The sequence below is a fragment of the Pseudomonas sp. genome, from assembly GCF_030150285.1.
Taxonomy (GTDB): domain Bacteria; phylum Pseudomonadota; class Gammaproteobacteria; order Pseudomonadales; family Pseudomonadaceae; genus Aquipseudomonas.
This window is the reverse complement of record NZ_JASLGE010000013.1, coordinates 1-24,701: the sequence shown is the minus strand read 5'-3', so window position 1 is coordinate 24,701 and position 24,701 is coordinate 1. Positions and strand designations below refer to the sequence as shown.

24 protein-coding genes are annotated in these 24,701 nt (G+C 60.0%); 17 read left to right on the top strand and 7 right to left on the bottom strand.

Annotated features, from left to right (window positions below):
* The first annotated feature begins 20 nt into the window (after window positions 1-20).
* Window positions 21-722, top strand: a complete 702-nt coding sequence (locus Q1W15_RS01780) for a membrane integrity-associated transporter subunit PqiC (protein WP_300719871.1) — start codon at window positions 21-23, stop codon at window positions 720-722.
* A gap of 231 nt (window positions 723-953) precedes the next feature.
* On the opposite strand, the gene Q1W15_RS01775 is transcribed toward Q1W15_RS01780, so the two are convergent.
* Entirely contained in the window at window positions 954-2,489 is a 1,536-nt protein-coding gene (locus tag Q1W15_RS01775; protein ID WP_300719870.1) for an AhpA/YtjB family protein, read from the bottom strand.
* A 133-nt stretch (window positions 2,490-2,622) separates the two neighbouring features.
* On the opposite strand from Q1W15_RS01775, the gene serB reads away from it, so the two are divergent.
* Window positions 2,623-3,837, top strand: coding sequence for a phosphoserine phosphatase SerB (gene serB, locus Q1W15_RS01770; RefSeq protein WP_300719869.1), 1,215 nt, complete (start codon window positions 2,623-2,625; stop codon window positions 3,835-3,837).
* Between the two features lie 91 nt (window positions 3,838-3,928).
* On the opposite strand, the gene asd is transcribed toward serB, so the two are convergent.
* The 3 genes from asd to Q1W15_RS01755 are packed head-to-tail and all read right to left on the bottom strand — an operon-like array spanning window position 3,929 to window position 7,188.
* Entirely contained in the window at window positions 3,929-4,780 is an 852-nt protein-coding gene (gene asd, locus Q1W15_RS01765; protein ID WP_300719868.1) for an archaetidylserine decarboxylase, read from the bottom strand.
* A gap of 9 nt (window positions 4,781-4,789) precedes the next feature.
* Complete coding sequence (locus Q1W15_RS01760; protein ID WP_300719867.1) at window positions 4,790-5,617, bottom strand: rhodanese-like domain-containing protein; 828 nt, start codon at window positions 5,615-5,617, stop codon at window positions 4,790-4,792.
* A 44-nt stretch (window positions 5,618-5,661) separates the two neighbouring features.
* Entirely contained in the window at window positions 5,662-7,188 is a 1,527-nt protein-coding gene (locus tag Q1W15_RS01755) for an HDOD domain-containing protein (RefSeq protein ID WP_367280619.1), read from the bottom strand.
* A gap of 176 nt (window positions 7,189-7,364) precedes the next feature.
* On the opposite strand from Q1W15_RS01755, the gene motA reads away from it, so the two are divergent.
* Window positions 7,365-8,216 (top strand): flagellar motor stator protein MotA, encoded by an 852-nt coding sequence (gene motA, locus Q1W15_RS01750; protein WP_300719865.1) that lies wholly within the window; start codon window positions 7,365-7,367, stop codon window positions 8,214-8,216.
* Window positions 8,217-8,219: 3 nt separating this feature from the next.
* Window positions 8,220-9,200, top strand: a complete 981-nt coding sequence (motB, locus tag Q1W15_RS01745; RefSeq protein ID WP_300719864.1) for a flagellar motor protein MotB — start codon at window positions 8,220-8,222, stop codon at window positions 9,198-9,200.
* 153 nt (window positions 9,201-9,353) lie between these two features.
* On the opposite strand, the gene rsgA is transcribed toward motB, so the two are convergent.
* Complete coding sequence (gene rsgA / locus Q1W15_RS01740) at window positions 9,354-10,385, bottom strand: small ribosomal subunit biogenesis GTPase RsgA (RefSeq protein ID WP_300719863.1); 1,032 nt, start codon at window positions 10,383-10,385, stop codon at window positions 9,354-9,356.
* Window positions 10,386-10,491: 106 nt separating this feature from the next.
* On the opposite strand from rsgA, the gene orn reads away from it, so the two are divergent.
* Together orn and Q1W15_RS01730 are read left to right on the top strand one after the other, a co-directional pair.
* Complete coding sequence (orn, locus tag Q1W15_RS01735) at window positions 10,492-11,034, top strand: oligoribonuclease (protein ID WP_300719862.1); 543 nt, start codon at window positions 10,492-10,494, stop codon at window positions 11,032-11,034.
* 217 nt (window positions 11,035-11,251) lie between these two features.
* Window positions 11,252-11,863 carry a trimeric intracellular cation channel family protein gene (locus Q1W15_RS01730; protein WP_019411146.1) on the top strand — a complete coding sequence of 204 codons (612 nt, stop codon included), beginning with the start codon at window positions 11,252-11,254 and terminating at the stop codon, window positions 11,861-11,863.
* Here the strand turns inward: Q1W15_RS01730 and Q1W15_RS01725 are convergent.
* Entirely contained in the window at window positions 11,860-12,117 is a 258-nt protein-coding gene (locus tag Q1W15_RS01725) for a hypothetical protein (protein WP_300719861.1), read from the bottom strand. The two genes, Q1W15_RS01730 and Q1W15_RS01725, sit on opposite strands and share 4 nt — an antisense overlap.
* Window positions 12,118-12,453: 336 nt before the next feature.
* Window positions 12,454-13,527: a tRNA epoxyqueuosine(34) reductase QueG gene (gene queG / locus Q1W15_RS01720; RefSeq protein ID WP_300719860.1), complete on the bottom strand. Its 1,074-nt coding sequence runs from the start codon at window positions 13,525-13,527 to the stop codon at window positions 12,454-12,456.
* A 62-nt stretch (window positions 13,528-13,589) separates the two neighbouring features.
* On the opposite strand from queG, the gene Q1W15_RS01715 reads away from it, so the two are divergent.
* The 11 genes from Q1W15_RS01715 to Q1W15_RS01665 form a co-directional block, all read left to right on the top strand.
* On the top strand, window positions 13,590-14,450 hold the full coding sequence (locus Q1W15_RS01715; protein WP_300719859.1) for an NAD(P)H-hydrate dehydratase: 861 nt from the start codon (window positions 13,590-13,592) through the stop codon (window positions 14,448-14,450).
* Complete coding sequence (gene tsaE / locus Q1W15_RS01710; RefSeq protein WP_300719858.1) at window positions 14,438-14,908, top strand: tRNA (adenosine(37)-N6)-threonylcarbamoyltransferase complex ATPase subunit type 1 TsaE; 471 nt, start codon at window positions 14,438-14,440, stop codon at window positions 14,906-14,908. The genes Q1W15_RS01715 and tsaE overlap by 13 nt, the downstream gene beginning before the upstream one ends.
* 2 nt (window positions 14,909-14,910) lie before the next feature.
* Entirely contained in the window at window positions 14,911-16,332 is a 1,422-nt protein-coding gene (locus tag Q1W15_RS01705) for an N-acetylmuramoyl-L-alanine amidase (protein ID WP_300719884.1), read from the top strand.
* 14 nt (window positions 16,333-16,346) lie between these two features.
* The gene (gene mutL / locus Q1W15_RS01700) at window positions 16,347-18,245 is read left to right on the top strand and encodes a DNA mismatch repair endonuclease MutL (RefSeq protein WP_300719883.1); all 1,899 of its coding nucleotides are present in this window, start codon (window positions 16,347-16,349) and stop codon (window positions 18,243-18,245) included.
* On the top strand, window positions 18,245-19,225 hold the full coding sequence (gene miaA, locus Q1W15_RS01695) for a tRNA (adenosine(37)-N6)-dimethylallyltransferase MiaA (RefSeq protein ID WP_300719857.1): 981 nt from the start codon (window positions 18,245-18,247) through the stop codon (window positions 19,223-19,225). The genes mutL and miaA overlap by 1 nt, the downstream gene beginning before the upstream one ends.
* Window positions 19,226-19,316: 91 nt before the next feature.
* On the top strand, window positions 19,317-19,577 hold the full coding sequence (hfq, locus tag Q1W15_RS01690; protein ID WP_300719856.1) for an RNA chaperone Hfq: 261 nt from the start codon (window positions 19,317-19,319) through the stop codon (window positions 19,575-19,577).
* A 12-nt stretch (window positions 19,578-19,589) separates the two neighbouring features.
* Window positions 19,590-20,891: a ribosome rescue GTPase HflX gene (gene hflX / locus Q1W15_RS01685; protein ID WP_300719855.1), complete on the top strand. Its 1,302-nt coding sequence runs from the start codon at window positions 19,590-19,592 to the stop codon at window positions 20,889-20,891.
* A gap of 96 nt (window positions 20,892-20,987) precedes the next feature.
* Entirely contained in the window at window positions 20,988-22,175 is a 1,188-nt protein-coding gene (hflK, locus tag Q1W15_RS01680; RefSeq protein WP_300719854.1) for an FtsH protease activity modulator HflK, read from the top strand.
* Window positions 22,175-23,047, top strand: coding sequence for a protease modulator HflC (hflC, locus tag Q1W15_RS01675; RefSeq protein WP_300719853.1), 873 nt, complete (start codon window positions 22,175-22,177; stop codon window positions 23,045-23,047). The genes hflK and hflC overlap by 1 nt, the downstream gene beginning before the upstream one ends.
* Window positions 23,048-23,389: 342 nt before the next feature.
* Window positions 23,390-24,577: an ATP phosphoribosyltransferase regulatory subunit gene (locus Q1W15_RS01670; RefSeq protein ID WP_300719852.1), complete on the top strand. Its 1,188-nt coding sequence runs from the start codon at window positions 23,390-23,392 to the stop codon at window positions 24,575-24,577.
* 54 nt (window positions 24,578-24,631) lie between these two features.
* The coding region (locus Q1W15_RS01665) for an adenylosuccinate synthetase (protein WP_300719882.1) at window positions 24,632-24,701 on the top strand (70 nt) is incomplete at its 3' end.

Genomic DNA, 24,701 nt, shown 5'->3' with positions numbered 1-24,701 from the left:
GCGGTCACCTGGATGGAATGATGAATCTTCTACGTCTTCCTTTAATTGCGCTGCTGGCCGGTGTGCTGGGGCTGGCGGGGTGCAGCGTGCATCAGCCTGCGGTCCTTTACCAACTGGACAGCGGCACCCCCGGCCAGCCCAAGCAAAGTGCGGGCATGGCGGTGGTCCTTGGCCCGGTGACCCTGGCGGATTACCTGCAACGCGAAACGCTGCTGCAGCGTCAAACCGACGGCAGCCTCAGCGCGGCTACGGACGGTCGTTGGGCGGGTAGCCTGTCGTCCGATATCGATCAGTTACTGTTACGCCAGTTGGCTTGGCGTCTGGACAGCCAGCGTGTGGTGCTGGCCCCGGCGACAGCGGGTTTTACCCCGGACGTGCAAGTGTTGTTGTCGATTACGCGCCTGGACTCGGGCATCAAACAGCCTGCCGTGCTGGATGCGCAATGGCGCTTGCTCGACCGGCGTGGTCAGGTGCGCGATAACCGCATGATTCACCTGGAGCAGCCGCATACCGGCAGCACGGCCGAGCAGGTCAAGGCTCAAGGGTTGCTGCTGCAACAGTTGAGCGAGCAATTGGCGGCGGCGGTCAAGCCATTGGCCAATCAGCCGCCGCTGGTTGAGCCGCGCAAACCCGAGGCCAAGGCCGCGCCGAAACAGGACAATAAACCGAAGATCCCGATGGCGTCACCGATTCGCACCGACATGGAAGTGTTCCGGTTCTAAGCCCGTTTTCAGGCATAAAAAATCCCGCACTTGTGCGGGATTTTTTGTTCTTGTCGTTGCTGACGAGGTGGCGGTGCAGGCCGCTGGGCCGCCCATCGCAACCTCATGCTTGGGCAACGGGTACGCACCTTCAGGGCCTCTCGCTGTAGGAGCGAGCTTGCTCGCGATCTTTTAACGATCAGAAGGTTGCGAGCAATCGAGCGTCGACAGGCTGCGCCTGCCGTTCGCCATTCAGGTTTTAGCGCGGTTCTCGTGCATGCGCGCCAACTGGCGTTCGAGCATTGACGGGTAAGGCTCCATCAGGCGCTCAACGCAGCAGGCACCCTCAGGGCTGGCGATCGGGCGAATGCGAGCACGTTGGCGAATCAGGGCGTCGTCGCTGATTTTGCGCTCTACCAGCAGCAAGTTGCGGCTGTGTTGCGACAGCGCCAGGGCGTCTTGTGCCGTCTCGGTCAGCAGCAGGTCAATCTGGCTCATGCCGTTCAGGCCTTCGCCCAACACCAGGCCCAACTGCAGTTGCAAAGTGATGCCGCTGTCAGCCACCTCGATCTGCAGGGCGTGGCCCAGGGCGCGCAACAACTCGCCGCAGCAAATGGCGTTGGTCAGGTAGTCGTCACCGCTGGTTTCGCTGTGGAACAGCATCAGCGTGCTGCCATCGTTCAGGGTGTGCAACTCGCTGTCATACAACGAGGCGGCCTGGTCCAGGCAGTCGCGGTAGCGTTCAAGCAAGTCGGTCAAGCGGGCGCGTGGCAGGCGACGCAACTGTTCCTGCGCACCTAGCTGTACGGCGAGTACGGCACTCGGTTGCGGTGTAGCAGAAACGGCGGGCTGCGGCTTGGCCTGCGGTGTTGAGGTGGCGATAGCCGTGCCGGTATCGCGCAGGTCCGCAAACGGGTCTTCTTCGTTGTCGTCTTCTTGCGCGCTGATCACTTGGCGCGGCGCAGCTTTGGGGGCCGGGGCGGGCGGTGTTTCGTCAAAATCAGGGTCGCGCAGGTTACGCACTTCGAAAGCCGGCTCGTCGTCTTCGTCTTCGGCTTCGTCATCCGGCTCGGGTTCCGGCTCAGGCTCCGGCGCGGGGGGGGCCAGACGGTTATGAAGCTGGCGCGCCAAGTCACCGATTTCATCCTGGCGAGTAATGGCCGGGGTGTACGGGTCCGGCTCGCGCAGCCACACGCGCAGTTGCAGCAGGGGCGTAGTGATGTGACGGCCCAGGCGCAGGCTCAGGGCCAGCGCCAAGGCCAACAAAATAGCGGCCAAAATGCCCATGCTCTGCAAGCTGATGGTCATGGGCTGGTCGAACTGGTTCATGTCCAGGCTGATGCGCAGGTGCCCGGCGGTCACGTCCTGGAAGGTGATTTTGGTCTGGTACACGCCCTCGGCTTCACCCAGCAGGCTGTTCTTGGGGCGCTGGCCGGCTTCGGCGAGGATGCGGTTGTCCACGCTATAAATGGCTGCATGGGCCACCAGCGGGTTTTTGGTCAGGTTGTTGAGCAACACATTGAGGCTGAGAATGTCGTTGGACACCAGCAACTCAGTCGCCGAGGTGGCGGTTTGTGTGGTCAGGCTTTGACCCAGCGCATCGGCCTGCTCATGCATGGCCTGCTTGAATTGCAAGCCCATGACCCCGGCGTAAATTACCAGCGCCAGAGCGACCAGGATCACGTTGTGAGTGGCAATACGCAGCGCAATCGGAACGCGACGATCGCGCAGGGCCCGGAAGATCAGCAGGAAGAAGTTATCGTTTTTGACAGGCATTGGCCGGTTCACTGAGCGCGGCTCTTAGTCCGTTAAGTTGGAGCGCAGTATAGCGAGCAGCCCTGAGGCGGCAAAGCCTTGGCGATGCCCGATGGTCACTGAAAGTGGGTAGAATGCGTTTTTTTTCAGCGAATGGGGGTGTGCCTTGCGCGAAATCGTCCTGATAAACATCACAGGTGAAGACCGTCCAGGTCTCACGGCGGCCATTACCGGTGTATTGGCCACCAATGGTGTGACTATTCTCGACATCGGTCAGGCCGTCATCCATGGCGTTTTGTCGTTGGGCTTTCTGGTTGAAATGTCCCAGGCCGATCAGGTCTCGGCGGTGCTCAAAGACCTTCAGCCGTTGATCGCCCAAGAAGGATTGCAACTGCGTTTTGACCCCATCACCGAAGAGCATTACACGGCCTGGGTGAGCGATCAGAGCCAGAAGCGCCACGTGGTTACGCTGATGAGCCGCCAGGTCACTGCGCAAGAGCTGCTGGGGGTGACGTCAACCATCAGTCAGCACGGTTTGAACATTGAGCAGACCGATCGCCTGTCGGGCCGTGTGCCGCTGGATGCGCCCACTCACCTGAGCAAAAGCTGCATCGAGTTGCGCATCACGGGCGAGGCGGCCGATATCGAAGCCTTGCGCGCTGACCTCTTCGACCTGTCGCAAGCGCTCAAGGTCGACATCGCCCTTCAGGAAGAAACCCTGTTCCGCCGCCATCGCCGTCTGGCGGTGTTCGACATGGACTCCACGCTGATCGAAGCCGAAGTTATCGACGAACTGGCCAAGGCGGCGGGCGTGGGTGACCAGGTGTCTGAAATCACCGAGCGGGCGATGGCCGGCGAGCTGGATTTCAAGGCCAGCTTCAAAGAGCGCCTGGCGCTGCTCAAAGGCCTGGACGTGAGCGTGCTGGATGCCATTGGTGCGTCACTGCGCCTGACCGAAGGCGCTGAAGTGCTGTTCGCTGAGCTCAAACGCCTGGGCTATAAAACGGCCATTTTGTCGGGCGGTTTCACCTATTTTGCCAAGCAGTTGCAGGCGAAACTGGGCATCGACTATGTGTTTGCCAACGAGCTGGAAGTGGTCGACGGCAAAGTCACCGGCGTTGCGGTTGAGCCGATCGTGGATGCACAGCGCAAGGCGGACTTGTTGCGTGAGCTGGCGCTCAAGGAAGGCCTTACCCTCGACCAGACCATTGCGGTCGGTGATGGTGCCAATGACCTGAAGATGCTGGAAATTGCCGGGCTGGGCGTGGCGTTCCGCGCCAAACCGCTGGTGAAGAAATCGGCCAAGTACGCGATTTCGACATTGGGCCTGGACGGCGTGCTGTACCTGCTGGGGCAGCGCGACCGTAACGGCCAGGCCTGACGCCTGGAGAACCTGTGTAGGCGCGAGCTTGCTCGCGATCTTTTAACCATCAAAAGATTGCGAGCAATCGGCTGCTACACAGGCAAAGGCGTTACTCGCCGAGTTTCTCGCCCATCATCACGGGTGAGCCTGCCGTCAGGCTGTGTGCCCATTTGACCTGTTCAGGTCCAAACAACACGATGGCCGTTGAACCCAGTTTGAAGCGACCCAGTTCGGCCCCTTTCTCCAGGTGGATCGGCGCGCGGGCTGCTTCGTCGTAGCGGAATGTTTTCAGCTCGCGCTTGGGCGGTGTCACCAACCCGGCAAACACGGTTTCAATCGACGCCACGATCATGGCCCCCACCAATACCACGGCCATCGGGCCGCGTTCGGTATCAAAAATACACACCGCGCGCTCGTTGCGAGCAAACAGTTCCGGCACGTTTTCGGCCGTGGTCTGGTTGACTGAAAACAGGCGGCCCGGTACGTAAATCATTTCGCGCAGGGTGCCGGCCAGCGGCATGTGCACGCGGTGGTAGTCCTTGGGTGACAGGTAAATGGTGGCGAAGTCTCCGCCCATGAACTGTGCCGCCACGGCCGGGTTGCCGCCCACCAATTCCAGCACGCTGTAGCTGTGGCCCTTGGCCTGGAACACGCGCCCGTGCTCAATCGGCCCGAGCTGGCTGACAGCGCCGTCGGCCGGGCACAGTACCGCACCCGGGGTTGGGTCCAGTGGGCGAGCGCCTTCTTTCAGGGCGCGGGTGAAGAAGGCGTTGAAGTGTTCGTACGCCGTGACGTCTTCAACCAGGGCCTGGGACATGTCCACTTGGTAACGCTTGACGAACCAGGTGGTGAACGCATTTTTAAACCAGCGCACGCGGCACTCGGCAACGCAGCCAGCCAAACGCGACAGCAGGTGGTGCGGCAGCAGGTACTGGCTGAGGAGGAATAAACGCTTTTTCATTCGGGGTCCTTAATGGTGTGCAGGCAGTTCAACGGGGGTGTCGGGATGGTTGCCCCATTCGCCCCAGGAACCGGCATAGCCTTTGACGCGCGGGTAACCGAGCGCTTTAGCCACGAGATAGGTGAAGCCAGAACGGTGATGGGTCTGGCAATGAGTAATCACTTCTTTGTCCGGCGTGATACCCAGCTCTTCAAGGACCTGGGCCATGTCAGTGCGGATACGCAGGTGGCGGTTTTTATCCATGCCGGCGGTCCATTCGAAATTCTTCGCGCCAGGAATATGCCCGCCCTTGGCCGCCAATACTTTTTCCCCGGCGTATTCGGCCGGGCTGCGGGCATCCCAGATCGCCAGGTCGTCGGCCCCCAAGCGGCTCTGCACATATTCGCGGGTGGCCGTGGGCTCGTCGTGCAAGGTCAGGCGCACGGAGCCCTCCACCGTGGGAGGCGCAACGGTGGACACTTCAAAGCCATCGGCTTGCCAGGCGAGCAGCCCGCCGTCCACGTAGTGGTAAGCCTTGTGGCCGATCACATCCAGCAGCCAGATAAACCGGCCGGCCCAGCCGCCGCCTTCGTCGTCATACACCACGTAGACCGAGTCCGCAGTGTGGCCCAGCTCAGCAAACAGGGCTTCTAATGCGGCCGTACCCGGCAGCAGGCCCGGGGCCGGTGGCTGGCCCCACTGGGTGCGCTTGGGGTCGACAAAGCGAGCCCCCGGTAGATGCCCGGCTTCGTAGCGAGTTGCACTGGTCAGGTCGACCACGATCAGGTTGGGCGCATCCAGGCGGGCATGCAGCTCGCGGGGTTCAATCACCAGCGCCAAGCCAGAGAAGTCAGGCATGTGAGGTCTCCAGAGCAGAAAAGGGGCAGATTGTAGCGCAAGCGTTAGCGCCCGCGAGAGGTAAAGGTAGTCAGGGCTTTTTCGATGCACTGTGCTGTCTTGCCGAACGCTTGCACGCTGGTCGGCGAAAACGGCCCGCCGCCCTGGTCGGCCAGCAACAGCATCACCACGCGGCCTTTACTGCCCAGCGAGCGTAGCAGCAGGTGTTCCCCGGGGAAAAGGCTGCGCAGGGCGTGGGGCAAGACGGCCGAAATCACGGCATTGTTTTCGGGGGTCAGGCGCACTTGTGCTGGTTGCGTCATCAGGCGCTGCAAGGCGGTGCTGTCACTCACAGTCAACTTCAGGTCAAAGCTGGCCTTGGGCAACCCGGCGATTTGAAACACGCGCAGGAAGGTGGCGGTGTTATCGGCCATCAGCACCATTACCCGGCGCATGCCGCATGCCAGCAGCGCCTCGCGGGCGCAGGTGGTCAGGTGCATGGGGTTGGTAAAGGCGCTGGGTTCAGCCAACAACTGCGCGCAGTGTTTACGCCACTCGGCCAGGGCTTGTGCGGACGGCGGCGGGACCGCAGAGGTGAGCTGTTTGACGCGGCGCATATTCCACGGCCACAGCATCGCTTCGGCCGGGTGCCACAAGTCGGGCATGGCGTGGTAGCGCGCGCTGCTCGCGGCATTCTGGTGCACAAGCTGCTGGAGTTCATCGAGCGGTAGCTGCAGGTACAGGCTTGTGAGGTAGTGCCAGCGCAGCGTGTGGGCGGTGTTCCACGCGCCGTGGGCTGACAGTGCCAGGCCGTTGGCGAGCAACACGCTGTTCGCCGGATGGTTCAGCCAGCGGCGCAAGGCTGGGTCCGCGTCCAGTCGCTGTTGCTGGTGCAGCGGGTGGGCGTAGTCGCGGGCGATGTGCAGCGCGCGAGCCAGCGTGTGTTGCTCCTCGGTAATCAGGGTCAGGCCCTGGAGCACCCAGCCCGGTAAATGCCATTGTTCAGCCAGTACCCGGCAAATATCGAACAGCCGTACCCCGAACAGGGCCAGTTCTACCCGGCGGGCACATTCGTTCTGGTGAATGACCCGCAGCTCCCATTCTTCGAGCTTCTTGGGGTAGGCCAGCGCCATGGCCCATAACGGCGAGAGAAAGAGCAGGCTGCCCCAGTAAAGCTCACTCCAGAGCCGCGCCAGGCGGGTGCCGAACAGGCCGATGGCTTGCTGCGCGGCGTGCTGGCTGATGAGCTGGATTTGCCGGTACGCCAGCGGCAGGTTCTCCACGGGCAGCGCTGGCAGTTGCTCTAATACTTCTTTCGTACGGGCCAGGCCGAGGCGGCTGATTGCCACCTCCAGGCTTTCGGCCGGTTCGCTCAAGCTGCTTTGCCGGTGTTGGTTGGCTTCGCGGATCAGGCTCAGCGCCAGCGCGGGGCTGCCCTGCATCACCTCGGCAATGTCACGCAATGAACGGCGGCTGTCGTTGATGGCCTTGCACACCTGCGTATGGCTGTGCAAAGGGATCGGCAACTGCACGGCATCCAGGCAACTGACCCAGGCGTCGAGTGAGGAGGGCGTCGGGGCCGATGTGGTCATTTCTATAGCCATGATGGGCGCGCGGTCATCATCAAGTGTGTACACGCCCGAAAGGGGCGAATGGCTTTTTGTGTTTCAGGCTATAGTCTGGCGCACATTTGCCGATAAGGAGAAGAAGAGTTTCACTCGTGCTGGAATACGCTCTTGAACCCGACTCAGTAAGTACCCTTATCGCTATGGCAAAAATTATCGGCATCATCGTCGTGTTCGCGAGTGTGCTCGGCGGATACGTCCTTTCCCACGGCAAAATTGGCGCGTTGATTCAGCCTTTTGAGGTCATGATCATTGGTGGGGCGGCGTTTGGTGCGTTCCTGCAAGCGAACCCCGGTTACATGACCAAGCACGTGATCAAAAAATCACTGAGCATGTTCGGATCACGTTTCACCCATGCGTTCTACCTGGAAGTGCTGGGCCTGGTGTATGAGATCCTCAACAAGAGTCGGCGCGAAGGCATGATGGCCATCGAAAGCGACATTGAGGACGCCGCCGCGAGCCCGATTTTCGCCAAGTACCCCACCGTCCTTAAAGATGAAGGCATGACGGCCTTTATCTGCGATTACCTGCGCATCATGTCGTCGGGCAACATGGCCCCCCATGAACTGGAAGGGCTCTTTGACATGGAGCTGTTCAACCTCAAGGAAGAGTTGGAACATCCCTCCCACGCGATCACCGGCATTGCCGACGGCATGCCGGGCTTCGGTATTGTGGCGGCAGTGCTGGGCATCGTAGTGACCATGGCGTCGTTGGGCGAGGGCGACCAATCGGCCATCGGCATGCACGTAGGGGCGGCGCTGGTGGGCACCTTCTTTGGTATTTTGGCCGCCTATGGTTTCTTTGGCCCGCTGGCCACGTCGTTGGCTCACGATGCCAAAGAAGAACTCAACGTGTATGAGTCGATCAAGGCATCGCTGGTGGCGTCGGCCTCGGGCATGCCGCCTTCGCTGGCCGTCGAGTTTGGCCGCAAAGTGCTTTACCCCAAGCACCGGCCTAGCTTTTCCGAGCTGGAACAAGTGGTTCGCGGGCGCTGAGTGATGGAAAACAACCAGCCCATCATCATCAAGCGCGTCAAGCGCTATGCCGCAGGCCATCACGGTGGTGCCTGGAAGATCGCCTTTGCGGACTTCGCCACGGCAATGATGGCGTTCTTTCTGGTGTTGTGGCTCATGACCGCCGCCACCCCGGACCAGAAAATTGCCATCGGCGGTTACTTCAAAGACCCGATCGGGTTTTCCGAAAGTGGTACGCCGTACATCATCGACCTGGGCGGTACGCCTGCATTGGCACCGGACAACACCCTCAACCCCGAAGAAAAACTGCAACCCCAGCCCGACAAAATCAAGATCGACGCCGATCAGGTGGAAAGCCTGGCCGAGCAGGTCGAGAAAGAGCGCCTGGAGTTGTTGCTGCAAGAGCTGCAGAACAAAGTTGAAGAGAACCAGCAGTTACGCAAGTTCAAGGATCAATTGCTGTTTGAAATCACCCCGGACGGCCTGCGCATTCAGATCATGGACGCGGCGAACCGGCCGATGTTTGACGTGGGCAGCGCGCGGCTCAAGCCGTACTTTGAAGATATTTTGCTGGCGATGGCCGACACCATTAAAGCTGTGCCCAACAAAATCAGCATCAGCGGCCACACCGATGCGACGCCGTATGTGGGCACGGGGGATTTCGGTAACTGGGAATTGTCGGCCAACCGCGCCAATGCTGCGCGCCGCGCGCTCTTGGGCGGAAGCTACCCGGAGCGCCAGGTGGCGCGGGTGGTGGGGTATGCGTCGTCAGTGCTTTTTGACAAGGCTCACCCGACCGACCCGGTCAACCGTCGTATCGACATTGTGGTGCTGACCAAAAAGGCGCAACAAGAGATCGAGGGCGAGCAGGGCGCGGAAGCTGTCACACCTGAGCAAGTGCCCAACGTACTGAATGACCCGATCACCTTGCCGCCCGACCAACAACCCATGCCGATGCATGAAGAGCGCCAGAAGCTCAACCTGTTCGACGACAAGGCCCCGTGATCCGTAGGAGCGAGCTTGCTCGCGATCTTTTAAAGGTCAAAAGATCGCGAGCAAGCTCGCTCCTACAGGTTTTGCCATATTGGCCACATAGGCCTTGCTCCGTGGCGGTGTCGCGGCTAGCCAAAGCACGACGTTCCTACACGTTCTGCGGTTTTAGTAGCTCGATTCAGGCAGGCTGGCGATGATGGAGCGATAGCTGTTCATGCGCTGTTGCTGCACGCGGCCATCGTCCAGTGCCATCAGCAAGGCACAGCCCGGTTCGCGGTCGTGCTTGCAGTCGCGGAAGCGGCAGCGGCCGATCAAGTCGTTGAACTCGATAAAGCCCGCTTCCACATCGCTGCGGCTGACGTGGCCCAGGCCAAACTCACGAATACCCGGCGAGTCGATCAGTTCGCCGCCGCCCGGGAAGTGGAACAGCCGCGCGGTGGTGGTGGTGTGCGTGCCCTGGCCCGAAATTTCGGACAGCGGGCCTACGCGCAGGTTGACCTCGGGCAGCAAGCTGTTGACCAGCGACGACTTGCCCACGCCCGACTGGCCCACAAAGACGCTGATATGACCGTCCAGCTTGGCTTGCAACTGCTGCATGCCGTCGCCGTGATGGGCCGAGACTTCCAGCACCGGGTAACCCAACTGGCGGTACACACCCAGTAGAGCATTCAACGCCGGCGCGTTTTCATCGTCGATCAGGTCGGCCTTGTTGAGCAACAACAGCGGGCGAATCCCGGCGTGCTCGGCGGCCACCAAATAACGGTCGATGAGGTTGGCGTGGGGCTCGGGCATGGGCGCGAACACAATCACGATCATGTCGACGTTGGCCGCTACCGGCTTGAGCTGGCCACGGCTGTCGGGGCGGCACAGCTCGGTCTTGCGCGGCAACTGGGCGACGATCACGCCGATACCCTGGTTGCCCGCACGCCACACTACGGTGTCGCCCGTGACCAGTGCGGGCAGGTTGGCGCGCAAGTGGCAGCGGAACAGCTGGCCCTTGAGCTCGCCTTCTTGAGCCTCGACTTCGACCTGCACACCGAAGTGCGCGATCACCAGCCCGAGTTGCTCGGGGCCCAGGTCGCCGCCCTCAAGCGCTTCGATGGCACTGGATTCGCGTTTGGCGGCGCGTGCGGCGCGCTCGCCCTGGATCTTTTCGATGCGCCAGTTTTGGCGGCGATTGAGCTGGCGTTTGGCCATGGGTGTTCCGTGTTGATAAAACGATAAGAGGGGTAAAACGCAGGCGAGTTTAGCACGAGGGTTGCAGGCCTAAGCTAAACTGCGCGACTAAGCACTGGAGGCCATTATGCAAAACGCGCAGAACCTGATTTGGATCGACCTGGAAATGACCGGTCTGGACCCCGACAACGATGTCATTATCGAAATGGCCACCATCGTCACCGACAGTAACCTCAATACATTGGCCGAAGGCCCGGTGATTGCCATTCACCACAGCGACGACGTGCTGGCGCGTATGGACGAGTGGAACACCCGCACCCACGGCGGCAGTGGCCTGACCCAGCGGGTCAAGGACAGCACCACCAGCATGGCCGAGGCCGAAGCGCAGACCCTGGCCTTTCTTGAACAATGGGTGCCCAAAGGCAAATCACCGATCTGCGGCAACAGCATCTGCCAGGACCGTCGCTTCCTGTACACCCACATGAAAGCGCTGGAAAGCTACTTCCATTACCGCAACCTGGATGTGTCCACGCTCAAGGAACTGGTTGCGCGCTGGGCACCGGAGGTGCGCGATACCTTGGTGAAGAAGGGCACTCACCTGGCGCTGGACGACATCCGCGAGTCCATTGCCGAGTTGCAGCACTACCGTAAACACTTCATCAAGTTCTAAGCACGGTTGTTTGCTGTGTGTAGGCGCGAGCCTTTGAAGGTCAAAAGATCGCGAGCAAGCTCGCTCCTACAGGTGGAGTGTGTTTTTTGTCCCTTGGGGTACGCACCTGTTTGTTCGCGAGCCTTTGCAGATGAAAAGCTCGCGCCTGCAGGGGGGGGCCCTTTTGGTGCTCAGGCCAACTGAGTAGACTGCGCGCCTTCTTGCAAGGATCGCCGCCATGTTGTTGATGCTCTATTTAGTTGCCATTACGGCTGAAGCCATGACCGGTGCACTGTCTGCCGGGCGTCGGGGTATGGACTGGTTTGGCGTGGTGCTGATTGCTTGCGTGACCGCGCTGGGCGGAGGCTCGGTGCGCGATGTGCTGCTGGGCCACTACCCGCTTACTTGGGTCAAACACCCGGAATACCTGGTGCTCACCAGTTTTGCCGCGTTGGTGACGATTTTTATTGCGCCCTTGATGCGCCATTTGCGCTCGCTGTTTCTGGTGCTCGATGCGCTGGGCCTGGTGGCGTTTACCCTGATCGGTTGCATGACCGCCCTGGAAATGGGGCAGGGCATGCTGGTGGCGTCGGTCAGCGGGGTGATTACCGGCGTGTTCGGCGGCATCCTGCGGGACATCTTCTGCAACGACATCCCGTTGATCTTCCGCCGTGAACTGTATGCCAGTGTGTCATTTGCGGCCGCGTGGTGCTTCTTGCTGTGCACGTACCTGAACATGCCCAACGAACAGGCGATCTTCGTCACCTTGTTCGGTGGGTTGCTGTTGCGCTTGCTGGCGATTCGTTTTAACTGGGAAATGCCCAAGTTCGTGTACAACGACGAGCATTAATCGGCCAGCAGCGAATCCACCAGGCCGCGTGCCATCTCCATGTTGTGAATCACGTGCCACAGTTGCTCGGCTTCAAGCCCTGAAAGGTGGCCGCTGATGTCGTCGGCGTTTAATTCCGCGCCTTTTAGCAGCAGCGACACGTGCGCCAGCGCGTCTCGCGCTGCCATGCCAGGGTGGATGGTGAACAGCCGCGTGCCACGATGGGCGCGGGTGTGGAGGGTGTCGAGGGGTGGGTCGGGGACGATCTTGTTCATGCGAAAGACTCCAGGCGTTGGAGCTGTCACCCGTCCGCTGTCAATCGAAGAGGGTGGCAGCTATGCGCGGGTTGACAGACCGAGGAGTCTCGCAAACTCGGCGCACCCGAAGATGCCCCGCACATGGCCGCCATAACACAAGAGTGGTCATGCGAGATCAGACGGTCTGTCAAAACCGGTCACTGAAATCAGTGACCCGGCGAGACTATCCGCGCCGTTCCAGCGCCACAAGGCGGGTTGGATTCTCTAGGAAAGGTCCTGCAATTGAAAGCGACGACGCCGGTGCAGGCGTTGCGAATTGTGTGGGAAAAGTACCCCCAGCGAGGCTCGCAGGGTTTACCCCGCTGCCCGCTCAGCATGCTGCTTAAGCGCCCACTCCACATGCTCTTGCACCAACGCTGAGGGGTATTCGCGCCGGGCTTTCAACGCTTCCAGCACCGGAATGCTGGACGGTGCATTGCCCAACCCCACCGCCAGGTTGCGCAGCCAGCGCTCATAACCCGCCCGGCGCAACGGTGAGCCTTCAGTGCTGCTTAAGAATTTGTCTTCGTCCCACATAAACAACTCGGCCAGTTCGGCGTTGTCCAGGTTGTGCCGGGGCTTGAAGTCGCCTTCTGCCGTGGTGCGGGCGAACCGGTTCCACGGGCAGACGATCTGGCAGTCATCGCAGCCAAACACCCGGTTGCCCATCATTGAGCGCAACTCCTCAGGAATCGCGGTTTTCAATTCGATGGTCAGGTACGAAATGCACCGTCGCGCATCCAGCACATACGGCCCCACAAACGCTTGGGTGGGGCAAATGTCCAGGCAGGCGGTGCAGCGCCCGCAGTGTTCGGTTTCGTGGGGCGGGTCTTCAGGCAGCGCTATATCCACAAACAATTCGCTTAAAAAGAAGTAACTGCCTGCCTTGCGGTTAAGCACCAGGGTATTTTTACCAATCCAGCCCAGGCCGGCCTTTTGCGCGATGGCCTTTTCCAGCACCGGGGCGCTGTCGACAAAGGCGCGAAAGCCGAACGGGCCGATTTCGGCTTGAATACGGTCAGCCAGTTGTTGCACGCGCTTGCGGATCAGCTTGTGGTAGTCGCGGCCCAGGGCGTAACGCGAAACGTAGGCTTTTTCGGGCTGGGCCAGCAATTGCGCCATGTGCGTATCGCCGGGCAGGTAGTCCATGCGCAACGACACCACGCGCAAGGTACCGGGTACCAGCTCTTCGGGGTGCGCGCGCTTGCTGCCATGAGCCCCCATGTACGCCATGTCACCGTGATAGCCAGCTGCCAGCCAGCGCTCCAGATGCTGTTCGTGTTCACCCAGGTCAAGGCCGGCAATGGCGACGTGTTGAAAGCCCAATTCGCGGCCCCATTGCTTGATGGTGTTCGCGAGTGTGGGGAGGTCGACAGTAATAGCAGGCATGAGGCAACAGAAACCGGGGCTGAGATGCGTATAATTCTGCCAGACATCGGAGCCCGACACGCATGCCGCAGACCAATCACCCGTTTTCCCCGCCCCAGGTGTTGCACGCTGATACCTTGGCGCGCTTGCCCGCGCGCTCGCCTGAGGCCCATAAAGGCCAGTTCGGGCACGTCCTGCTGGTGGGCGGTGACCGGGGTCTCGGTGGCTCCATCACCCTTTGCGCCCAGGCCGCGCTGCGCTGCGGTGCTGGCCTGGTGTCGCTGGCGACGCGGCCCGAGCATGTGCCCGCCGCGTTGGCGCGCTTGCCGGAAGTGATGGCCTTGGGTGTTTCTTCCGCCAATCAACTGATGGGTGTGCTGGCGCAAGCATCGGTGTTGGTGATTGGGCCGGGCCTGGGGCAAGCTCCATGGGGGCGCAGCCTGTTGTCGGCGGCGGCCCACGTAAAATTACCGCAGGTGTGGGATGCCGATGCGTTGAATTTGCTGTCTAACGCAGGCTATGGGCTGGCCCCCGGCGCGGTAATAACACCGCATCCCGGCGAAGCGGCCCGTTTACTGGGCATCACAACCGCCCAGGTACAAGCCGACCGCCCGGCGGCGGCACGGGCGCTGGTTAAAAAATACTCAGCGGTGTGCGTCCTTAAAGGGGCGGGCAGCCTGATTGCAGGGCTGGATGGCCAGTTGGCCGTCTGCAACGACGGGCACCCGGCAATGGCCACCGCCGGGCTGGGGGATGTGTTGGCCGGCGTGATTGGCGCGCTGTTGGCGCAAGGCATGAGCGCTTTCGACGCCGCCAGCCTGGCGGTGTGGCTACACGCCCGCGCCGGGGAGCAACAAGGACAATTGGGCCGTGGGCTGGCGGCCAGTGATTTGATTCCAGCCATTCGTCAGTTGTTGGAGGAACACGCACCGTGCACGAAATAACACTGCAATTGGCCGACGAGGCCGCGATGACTGAGTTTGGTGCGCGTTTGGGGCGTATCACTCAGGGGCACGGCTTGATCTTTCTTGATGGCGACCTGGGGATGGGCAAAACCACCCTGTCGCGTGGCCTGATTCGCGGCCTTGGGCACACCGGCGCGGTCAAAAGCCCGACGTTTACGCTGGTGGAACCCTATGAAATCGGTGCTATGCGGGTGTTTCACTTCGACCTGTATCGCCTGGTAGACCCTGAAGAGTTGGAATACATGGGCATTCGCGACTATTTCGAGGATGACGCTCTATGCTTGATTGAGTGGCCCGATAAAGGTGCAGGTTTTTTGCCAAAGCCTGACCTGACCATTACCATTACCCCGCACAACACCGGGCGTTTGCTGACGCTGGCGTTCCAAGGTTCACGTGGCGAGTTTTGGTGTGCCGCCTTGGCACCGGAATACAAATAATGATGGGGTTTGGTATGCGCTTTCGCGCGTTAGTGAGTGTCGTTGGTCTGTTGCTCAGTGTCATGGCGATAAATGCCGTGGCCGCGACCCAGGTGAAAAGCGTGCGTTTGTGGCGTGCCCCGGACAATACCCGGCTGGTATTTGACCTCACAGGTCCTGTTCAGCACAGCGTGTTCACGCTGACCGCGCCAGACCGTCTGGTGATTGATATCAACGGCGCGACCCTCGCGGGTCCGTTGAACGTGCAAACCGCCAATACACCCATCAACAGCATGCGCTCGGCGCAACGCACCCCGACCGATTTGCGGGTGGTGATTGACCTGAAAAAGGCCGTTACCCCCAAGAGCTTCACCCTGGCACCGAACGCTCAATACGGTAATCGGCTGGTCGTTGACCTGTACGACCAGGGGGCCGACCTTACGCCAAGCCTGCCAGCCACGAATGTGGCCAAAGTGCCGGTGGTGCCAGTGACGCCGGCACAACCGGAAATCAAACTGCCGCCGATCCCCAGCGGTAAACGCACCATTGTGGTGGTGATCGACGCCGGGCATGGTGGCGAAGACCCGGGCGCATCGGGCTCGGCAGGCCAGCGTGAAAAAGACGTGGTATTGGCGATTGCCAAAGAATTGCAGCGCCAGATCAACGGCATCAAGGGCTTTCGCGCTGAGCTGACGCGCACCGGCGACTACTTTATTCCGTTGCGCGGGCGTACCGAGATCGCCCGTAAGAAAGGGGCTGACCTGTTTGTGTCGATCCATGCTGATGCCGCGCCTTCCAAGGCGGCCTTTGGGGCGTCGGTGTTTGCCTTGTCTGACCGTGGCGCAACGTCTGAAACAGCGCGCTGGCTGGCAGACAGTGAAAACCGCTCTGACTTGATCGGCGGGGCCGGCAACGTCAGCCTTGATGACAAAGACAGGATGCTGGCCGGTGTGTTGCTTGACCTGTCGATGACGGCCTCGCTGACCTCCAGCCTCAATGTCGGTCAAAAAGTCTTGAGCAATATTGGTCGCGTGACGCCGTTGCACAAGCAACGCGTGGAGCAGGCTGGGTTTATGGTGCTCAAGTCGCCGGATATTCCATCGATCCTCGTCGAAACGGGGTTCATTTCGAATGCGAATGAAGCCAGCAAATTGTCTTCTTCCAGCCACCAGCAAGCGCTGGCGCGGTCGATCAGCAGCGGCGTGCATCAGTTCTTCCAGCAAAACCCACCGCCGGGCACTTACATTGCCTGGTTGCGTGACACCGGTAAAATTGCCCAGGGTGCCCGTGAACACACGGTGCGCCCCGGCGAAACCCTGGCAATGATCGCTGTGCGTTATCAAGTGGGTGTGGCGGCGTTGCGCTCCAGCAATAATCTGAAAACCGATGAGTTGAAAGTCGGTCAAGGCCTGCATATCCCGGCCACTACCCTGGCGGCGCAATGATGAGCGACGAGAGCCTGAGCAACAGCGCGCGCATTGAACTGCTCAGCCCGCGCCTGGCTAACCAGATTGCAGCAGGCGAGGTGGTTGAACGGCCGGCCTCGGTGATTAAAGAGCTACTGGAAAACAGCCTCGACTCGGGTGCCAAGCGCATTGACGTGGACGTGGAGCAGGCCGGGATCAAGCTGCTGCGGGTGCGTGACGACGGCAGTGGTATTTCCAGTGACGACTTGCCGTTGGCGCTGGCGCGTCACGCCACCAGTAAAATTCGCGACCTGGAAGACCTTGAGCGGGTGATGAGCCTGGGGTTTCGCGGCGAGGCCCTGGCTTCGATCAGTTCCGTGGCCCGGTTGACCCTGACGTCACGCACCCGGGGGGCGGATCAGGCCTGGCAGGTCGAAACGGAGGGTCGTGACATGGCCCCGCGGGTTCAGCCAGCGGCGCATCCAGTGGGCACCTCGGTTGAAGTGCGCGACCTGTTTTTCAACACGCCGGCGCGGCGCAAATTCCTTAAAACCGAAAAAACCGAATTCGATCACCTGCAAGAAGTGATCAAGCGCCTGGCGCTGGCGCGCTTTGATGTGGCGTTCAACTTGCGCCACAACGGCAAGTCCATCCTCAACCTGCATGAGGCGCGTGACGACACCGCCCGTGCCCGGCGTGTGGCGGCAGTGTGTGGCTCGGCGTTTCTGGAGCAGGCACTGCCGATTGAAGTGGAACGCAACGGCCTGCACCTGTGGGGCTGGGTCGGTTTGCCGACGTTTTCGCGCAGCCAGGCCGATTTGCAGTATTTCTATGTGAATGGCCGGGCGGTGCGCGACAAACTGGTGGCTCACGCCGTGCGCCAGGCGTACCGCGATGTGCTGTTTAACGGCCGTCACCCCACGTTTGTACTGTTTTTTGAGGTGGACCCGGCAGTGGTCGACGTCAACGTACACCCGACCAAACACGAAGTGCGGTTCCGGGACGGGCGCATGGTGCACGACTTTTTGTACGGCACCTTGCATCGCGCCCTGGGCGATGTGCGCCCTGAAGACCAACTGGCCGCGCCTGCGCCGATGCCGGGGGCAGAGCGCCCTACGGGGCTGGATGCCGGCGAGTTTGGCCCTCAGGGCGAAATGCGTCTGGCGGCTCACGTGTTGGAACAGCCGCAAGCCGCGCCTGCTGCACATGTGCCGGGCTCAGGGGCTGGCGCGGGTTATCAGGCCCAGTACCGCCCGCCGTCTTCGACCCCCTCCGTCTCGACGGCCGAGGCCCGAAACGCCTATCAGGCTTTTTTTGCGCCTTTGCCCGAGGCCGGTGCCGCGCCGCTGCCGGACGGGCAGGGTGATATTCCTCCGCTGGGCTTTGCGCTGGCGCAGCTTAAAGGCATTTATATCCTCGCGGAAAACGCTCAAGGGTTGGTGCTGGTGGATATGCACGCGGCCCATGAACGCATCATGTATGAACGCTTGAAAATCGCCATGGCCAGTGAAGGCCTCAGTGGTCAGCCGCTGCTGGTGCCCGAATCCATCGCCGTCAGTCAGCGTGAAGCGGATTGTGCCGAAGAACACGCCGACTGGTTTCGCCGCCTGGGCTTTGAGCTGCAGCGCCTTGGGCCGGAAACCCTGGCCATTCGCCAAATCCCGGCCTTGCTCAAACAGGCTGAAGCCCAGCGTCTGGTGCACGACGTGCTGGCTGACTTGATGGAATATGGCACCAGTGACCGGATTCAGGCCCACCTCAACGAATTGCTTGGCACCATGGCCTGTCATGGCGCAATCCGGGCCAACCGTCGTCTGGCGATCCCGGAAATGAACGGCTTGCTGCGCGACATGGAAAATACCGAGCGCAGCGGTCAATGCAATCATGGTCGCCCGACCTGGACCCAAATGGGCCTGGACGACTTGGACAAACTCTTTTTGCGCGGTCGCTGATGACAGGTTCCAATGCTTTACCCCCGGCAATCTTTTTGATGGGGCCGACCGCAGCCGGTAAAACCGACCTGGCTATTGAGCTGAGCAAGGTCTTGCCGTGTGAGCTCATCAGTGTCGATTCAGCCTTGGTCTATCGCGGTATGGACATCGGCACCGCCAAGCCCGACAAAGAGACTCTGGCCCGGCACCCGCATCAACTGATCGATATTCTGGACCCGGCCGAGAGTTATTCGGCTGCCGACTTCCGGGCGGATGCGCTCAAGGCCATGGCCGAGATCACCGCGCGCGGCAAGACGCCGCTGCTGGTGGGCGGCACCATGTTGTATTACAAGGCGCTGATTGATGGCCTGGCCGACATGCCGGCCGCCGACCCGGACGTGCGCGCCCAACTGGAGGAAGAGGCCGAACGCCTTGGCTGGCAAGCCCTGCACGACCAGTTGGCCGCTATCGACCCGGAGTCGGCGGCGCGCATTCACCCCAACGACCCACAGCGTCTGACGCGGGCGCTTGAGGTGTATCGGGTGAGCGGCATGACCATGACCGCCCATCGTCACAAACAATCTGAGCAATCTACTAAAGCAGCGGCTTCGGGCCGAAGCCAATTGCCCTATACTGTCGCGCACCTGGCCATCGCCCCGGCGAACCGTCAGGTGCTGCATGAACGAATTGCACAAAGATTCGGGCAAATGCTGGAACAGGGATTCATTGATGAGGTCTTAGCCCTGCGTAATAGACGTGACTTGCATTCAGGGTTGCCGTCTATACGTGCTGTGGGTTATCGACAGGTCTGGGATTACCTGGACGGCAAGCTGACAGCGGCTGAGATGCAGGAGCGCGGCATCATTGCTACGCGCCAGTTGGCCAAGCGTCAGTTCACCTGGTTACGCAGTTGGGACAATCTACAGTGGCTGGACAGTCTGGACTGCGGCAATCTGCCACGAGCCTTGAAATACCTGGAATCGGTCTCCATATTGAGCTGAGTCTTAGGAAATTGCCGTCTATCCTAGTGGGTATGGCGTCATCAGCCATCTAATTTAGTTTCTATTTTTTATCCTTACAGGAGTGCGGCATATGTCAAAAGGGCATTCGCTACAAGACCCTTACTTGAATACATTGCGTAAAGAGAAGGTCGGCGTTTCCATCTACTTGGTCAACGGAATCAAGCTGCAGGGAACCATCGAATCCTTCGATCAGTTCGTTATTCTGCTGAAAAACACCGTAAGCCAAATGGTTTACAAACACGCTATCTCGACAGTTGTTCCTGTCCGTCCAATTCGTTTGCCTAGCGCAGCCGAAACCGATCTGGCAGACGCTGAACCAGGTAACGCTTGATAGGAGTCTCCTTTGTTCTTTGAGCGCCACGGTGGTGGTGAGCGGGCAATACTCGTTCACTTGGAAGATCAGGACCCTGAGGCGCGCGAAGATCCGCAGGAGTTCCAGGAGTTAGCTGTATCGGCCGGCGCCGAGACCGTCGCGTTTTTCAACGTGCCGCGTCATCGGCCATCGGCCAAGTTCCTGATTGGCAGTGGCAAGGTCGAGGAGTTACGCGACCTGGTCAAGGCCGAGAAGGTCGATATTGTGATTTTCAATCACGTCCTCACGCCCAGCCAGGAGCGTAACCTCGAACGTGTTTTCGAGTGTCGCGTACTGGACCGTACCGGGCTGATTCTCGACATTTTTGCCCAACGCGCCCGTACCCATGAAGGTAAGTTGCAGGTCGAACTGGCCCAGCTTGACCACATGAGCACGCGCCTTGTGCGTGGCTGGACTCACCTTGAGCGTCAGGGTGGCGGCCTCGGCAGCCGCGGCCCGGGTGAAACGCAGCTCGAAACAGACCGGCGCCTGTTGCGTGTGCGCATGAGCCAGATCAAGGCCCGCCTGAAAAAAGTCCGCAGTCAACGCGAGCAGTCCCGTAGAGGGCGCCAGCGCGCCGACATTCCTACGGTGTCGTTGGTGGGCTATACCAACGCGGGTAAATCCACGTTGTTCAACGCGGTGACCGGCTCTGACGTGTTCGCGGCCGACCAGCTGTTTGCTACGCTCGACCCTACCTTGCGCCGGCTTGACTTGGGTGACCTGGGGCCTATTGTGCTGGCTGACACGGTGGGCTTTATTCGCCATCTTCCGCACAAGCTGGTTGAAGCTTTCCGGTCTACGCTCGAAGAGTCGAGCAACTCGGATTTGTTGTTGCATGTGATCGATGCACACGAGCCTGAGCGCCTGCAGCAAATCGAGCAGGTGATGGTCGTGCTGGGTGAGATTGGTGCCCAGGACTTGCCGATCCTCGAGGTCTACAACAAAATCGATTTGCTTGAAGGGGTCGAGCCGCAGATCCAGCGCGATGCCGATGGCAAGCCGCAGCGGGTCTGGTTGTCGGCGCGTGATGGGCTAGGGCTGGAGTTGCTTGAGCAAGCCATTGCCGAGTTGCTGGGCAGTGATTTGTTCGTGGGCACCTTGCGCCTGGAGCAACGTTTTGCTCGACTGCGTGCGCAGTTCTTCGAACTGGGCGTGGTACAAAAAGAAGCACATGACGATGAAGGGGCTAGTCTGCTGGATGTACGCCTGCCGCGAACCGAGCTAAACCGCTTGGTCAGCCGTGAAGGGATGGAACCTGCAGCCTTCATCGAAGAACACACTTTGCAATAAAAGCTTGGCAAAGCGGCTGTGCCGCTGTGGTAGGCATTCTGTAGCATTGGTTGGCGCGCCGTGGGCGCGTCTTTGCTTTATCAGATGGAGAGCGCTATGGCTTGGAATGAGCCGGGTGGCAACTCGAATAATCAAGATCCCTGGGGTGGAAAACGTCCTAAAAATGGCGACCGCAAGGGACCACCTGATCTCGACGAGGCCTTCCGTAAGCTGCAGGAAAGCCTGAATGGGTTGTTCGGTAGTGGAAAAAAACGCACCGGCGGTAGCGGCGGTGATGGCGGCGGCGGTCAGAATGGCAAGGCAGCGGGTTTTGGCCTGCTCGGCATTGTTCTGGTCGTATTGGCGGCTGTCTGGCTGTACAGCGCGGTTTATGTTGTCGATGAACAGGAGCAGGCTGTCGTGCTGCGTCTGGGCAAATACAACGACACCGTGGGCCCGGGGTTGAACCTTTACCTGCCGCCCTTCGACAAGAAGTACCAGGAAAACGTGACGCGTGAGCGTGCGTACACCAAGCAGGGCCAGATGCTCACTGAAGACGAAAACATCGTCGAAGTGCCGCTGACCGTGCAGTACAAAATCAGCAACCTGCGCGACTTCGTGCTGAACGTTGATCAACCGGAAGTCAGCCTGCAACAGGCCACCGACAGCGCCTTGCGTCACGTCGTGGGCTCCACGTCGATGGACAAGGTATTGACCGAAGGCCGTGAGCAGATGGCAATCGAGATCAAGGATCGCCTGCAGCGTTTCCTCGACACGTACAAAACCGGTATCACCGTGACTCAGGTCAACGTACAGAACGCAGCGGCACCGCGTGAAGTGCAGGAAGCCTTTGATGACGTGATCCGTGCGCGTGAAGACGAGCAGCGTGCCCGCAACCAGGCAGAAAGCTACGCCAATGGCGTTGTACCTGAAGCCCGTGGTCAGGCCCAGCGCATCATCGAAGATGCCAATGGTTACCGTGACGAAGTGGTTTCTCGCGCCAAGGGTGAAGCAGACCGCTTTACCAAATTGGTGGCCGAGTACCGCAAGGCACCTGAGGTAACGCGTGACCGTCTGTATCTGGACACCATGCAGGATGTCTTCAGCAATACCAGCAAAGTACTCGTGACCGGGAACAAGAACGGCCAGAACAACTTGCTGTATTTGCCATTGGACAAAATGATCGAAGGCCGTAATGGCAGCGCCCCGGCAACGGGTTCAGCCGCCGCGGCGAGCAATAATTCTGCTGGTTCGCACAGCAGCACGGAACTGCCGCCACAGCCGCGCACCAGGGAGAGTCGCTGATGAGCAATAAATCGCTGATCGCCCTTATTGTCGCCGTTGTCATAGGTATCGTTGCCTGGAACAGCTTCTATATCGTCTCGCAAACGGAACGTGCTGTTCTGCTGCGCTTTGGTCGTGTGGTTCAGGCCGACGTCCAGCCAGGCCTGCATGTGAAGATTCCTTACGTTAACCAGGTGCGCAAGTTTGACGCCCGCCTGATGACGCTGGATGCACCGACGCAGCGTTTCCTGACGCTGGAAAAGAAAGCCGTAATGGTTGATGCCTTCGCCAAGTGGCGCGTGAAAGATGCCGAGCGCTTCTACACCGCTACCTCCGGTATGAAGCAGATTGCCGACGAGCGTCTGTCGCGTCGTCTGGAATCTGGCCTGCGTGACCAGTTCGGTAAGCGCACCCTGCACGAAGTGGTATCGGGTGAGCGTGATGCGTTGATGGCTGATATCACCGCATCGCTGAACAAAATGGCTGAAAAAGAGCTGGGCATTGAAGTGGTCGACGTTCGCGTCAAGGCCATCGACCTGCCTAAAGAAGTAAACCGCAGCGTTTTCGAACGTATGAGCACCGAGCGTGAGCGTGAAGCACGCGAGCATCGGGCCAAGGGTAACGAGCTGGCTGAAGGCATCCGTGCCGACGCCGACCGTCAACGTCGTGTTCTGTTGGCTGAAGCGTATCGTCAGTCTGAAGAAGCACGCGGTGATGGTGATGCCCAGGCCGCAGCGATTTACTCCAAGGCTTATGGCCAGGACCAGGAGTTCTACAAGTTCTATCGCAGCCTGCGCGCTTACCGCGAAAGCTTTGCGAACAAGAGCGACGTACTGGTATTGGATCCAAGCAGTGATTTCTTCCGCTACCTGGAAAAATCCAAGCCGCAGTAAACGTGTAGGAGTGGGCGTGCTCGCGATTTTTTTGATCGATGAGCGCGCGCTTCTACAGCAAAAAGCATCATGTGCGTTCACTCCGCCTGGCAGGCAAATGGCCTGGCGGGGTGATCCTTTTAGAAAACGAGTGTATGATGCGGCAGCCGGGAAATTCCCGGCTTTTTTGCGTCTGCATGTTTGATTGACCGAACGGCTGTTACAGCGTCGGCAGATTTTTCGAGGAATGTGCGAGCCTGTCATTCAGGCTTTTTTGCTGTGCGCGCTCAAGACGCAGCCACGTTCTGCTTTACTCAAGGCTCGCCTGCTGGCTGGCCGCCCGGATCACAGGGGAATGGCGTAATGGCAACGGTAGACCGCTGGCTCTTGCCAGATGGCATCGAAGAAGTACTTCCACCTGAAGCTGCTCGTATTGAAGTGGCGCGGCGTCAGGTGTTGGATCTGTTCCAGAGCTGGGGCTATGAGTTCGTCGTCACCCCGCATATCGAATACCTGGAATCCCTGTTGACCGGGGCTGGCCAGGATCTCGACCTGCGGACCTTCAAGGTGATTGACCCGAAGACGGGTCGTCAGATGGGTTTTCGTGCCGACATCACGCCGCAAGTGGCGCGTATTGACGCACATACCTTGCGCCGTGAAGGGCCGAGCCGTTTGTGCTATGCCGGCAGCGTGCTGCATGCTCAGCCACGGGCACTGTCATCCTCGCGTAGCCCGATTCAGCTGGGTGCCGAGTTGTATGGCGATGCCAGCCCGAGCAGCGACGTTGAAGTCATTAGCCTGATGTTGGCGATGCTGCAATTGGCTGATGTACCGGATGTTCACATGGACCTCGGGCATGTGGGCATTTACCGTGGGTTGGCCCGTGCGGCTAACCTGTCGGTTGAAGTGGAACAACAATTGTTCGACGCCCTGCAACGCAAGGCGATCGACGAAGTAACGGCCTTGACCGAAGGTTTGCCGGCTGATTTGGCGGGCATGCTGCAGGCCTTGGTTGATTTGTGTGGTGGCCACGACGTTCTGGTTGCTGCGCGTGAGCGTCTGGCCAAGGCTCCGGCCCCGGTGCTGGCCGCTCTGGACGACCTGCTGGCAATTGCTGCGCAGTTGTCTGTGCGTTTCCCGCAGTTGCCGCTGTATTTTGACCTGGGTGAGTTGCGTGGGTATCACTACCACACAGGTGTGGTGTTTGCGGTTTTTGTACCGGGCGTTGGGGATTCCATCGCTCAGGGCGGTCGGTATGACGATATCGGTGCTGTTTTCGGGCGTGCCCGGCCGGCGACTGGCTTTTCAACGGATTTGAAAACCCTGGTGACCCTGGGGCGTGCTGAAGTCGAGCTACCGTCTGGCGGTATCTGGATGCCTGACAGCACAGATGCGGCACTCTGGCAGCAGGTTTGCCAGCTTCGCAGTGAAGGTCAGCGTGTGGTTCAGGCATTGCCTGGGCAGCAGCTGGCCGGGGCCCAAGAGGCTGACTGCGACCGCCAATTGATTCTGCAGAACGGCTTGTGGCAAGTAGTGCCGCTGGCTTCTTGAGTTTTCCTGCCGGCGGCTGCCGGCACCAAGTTTGCGCGAATGAGGACAAGTGTTATGGGTAAGAATGTCGTAGTCCTGGGCACCCAATGGGGTGATGAGGGCAAAGGCAAGATCGTTGATCTGC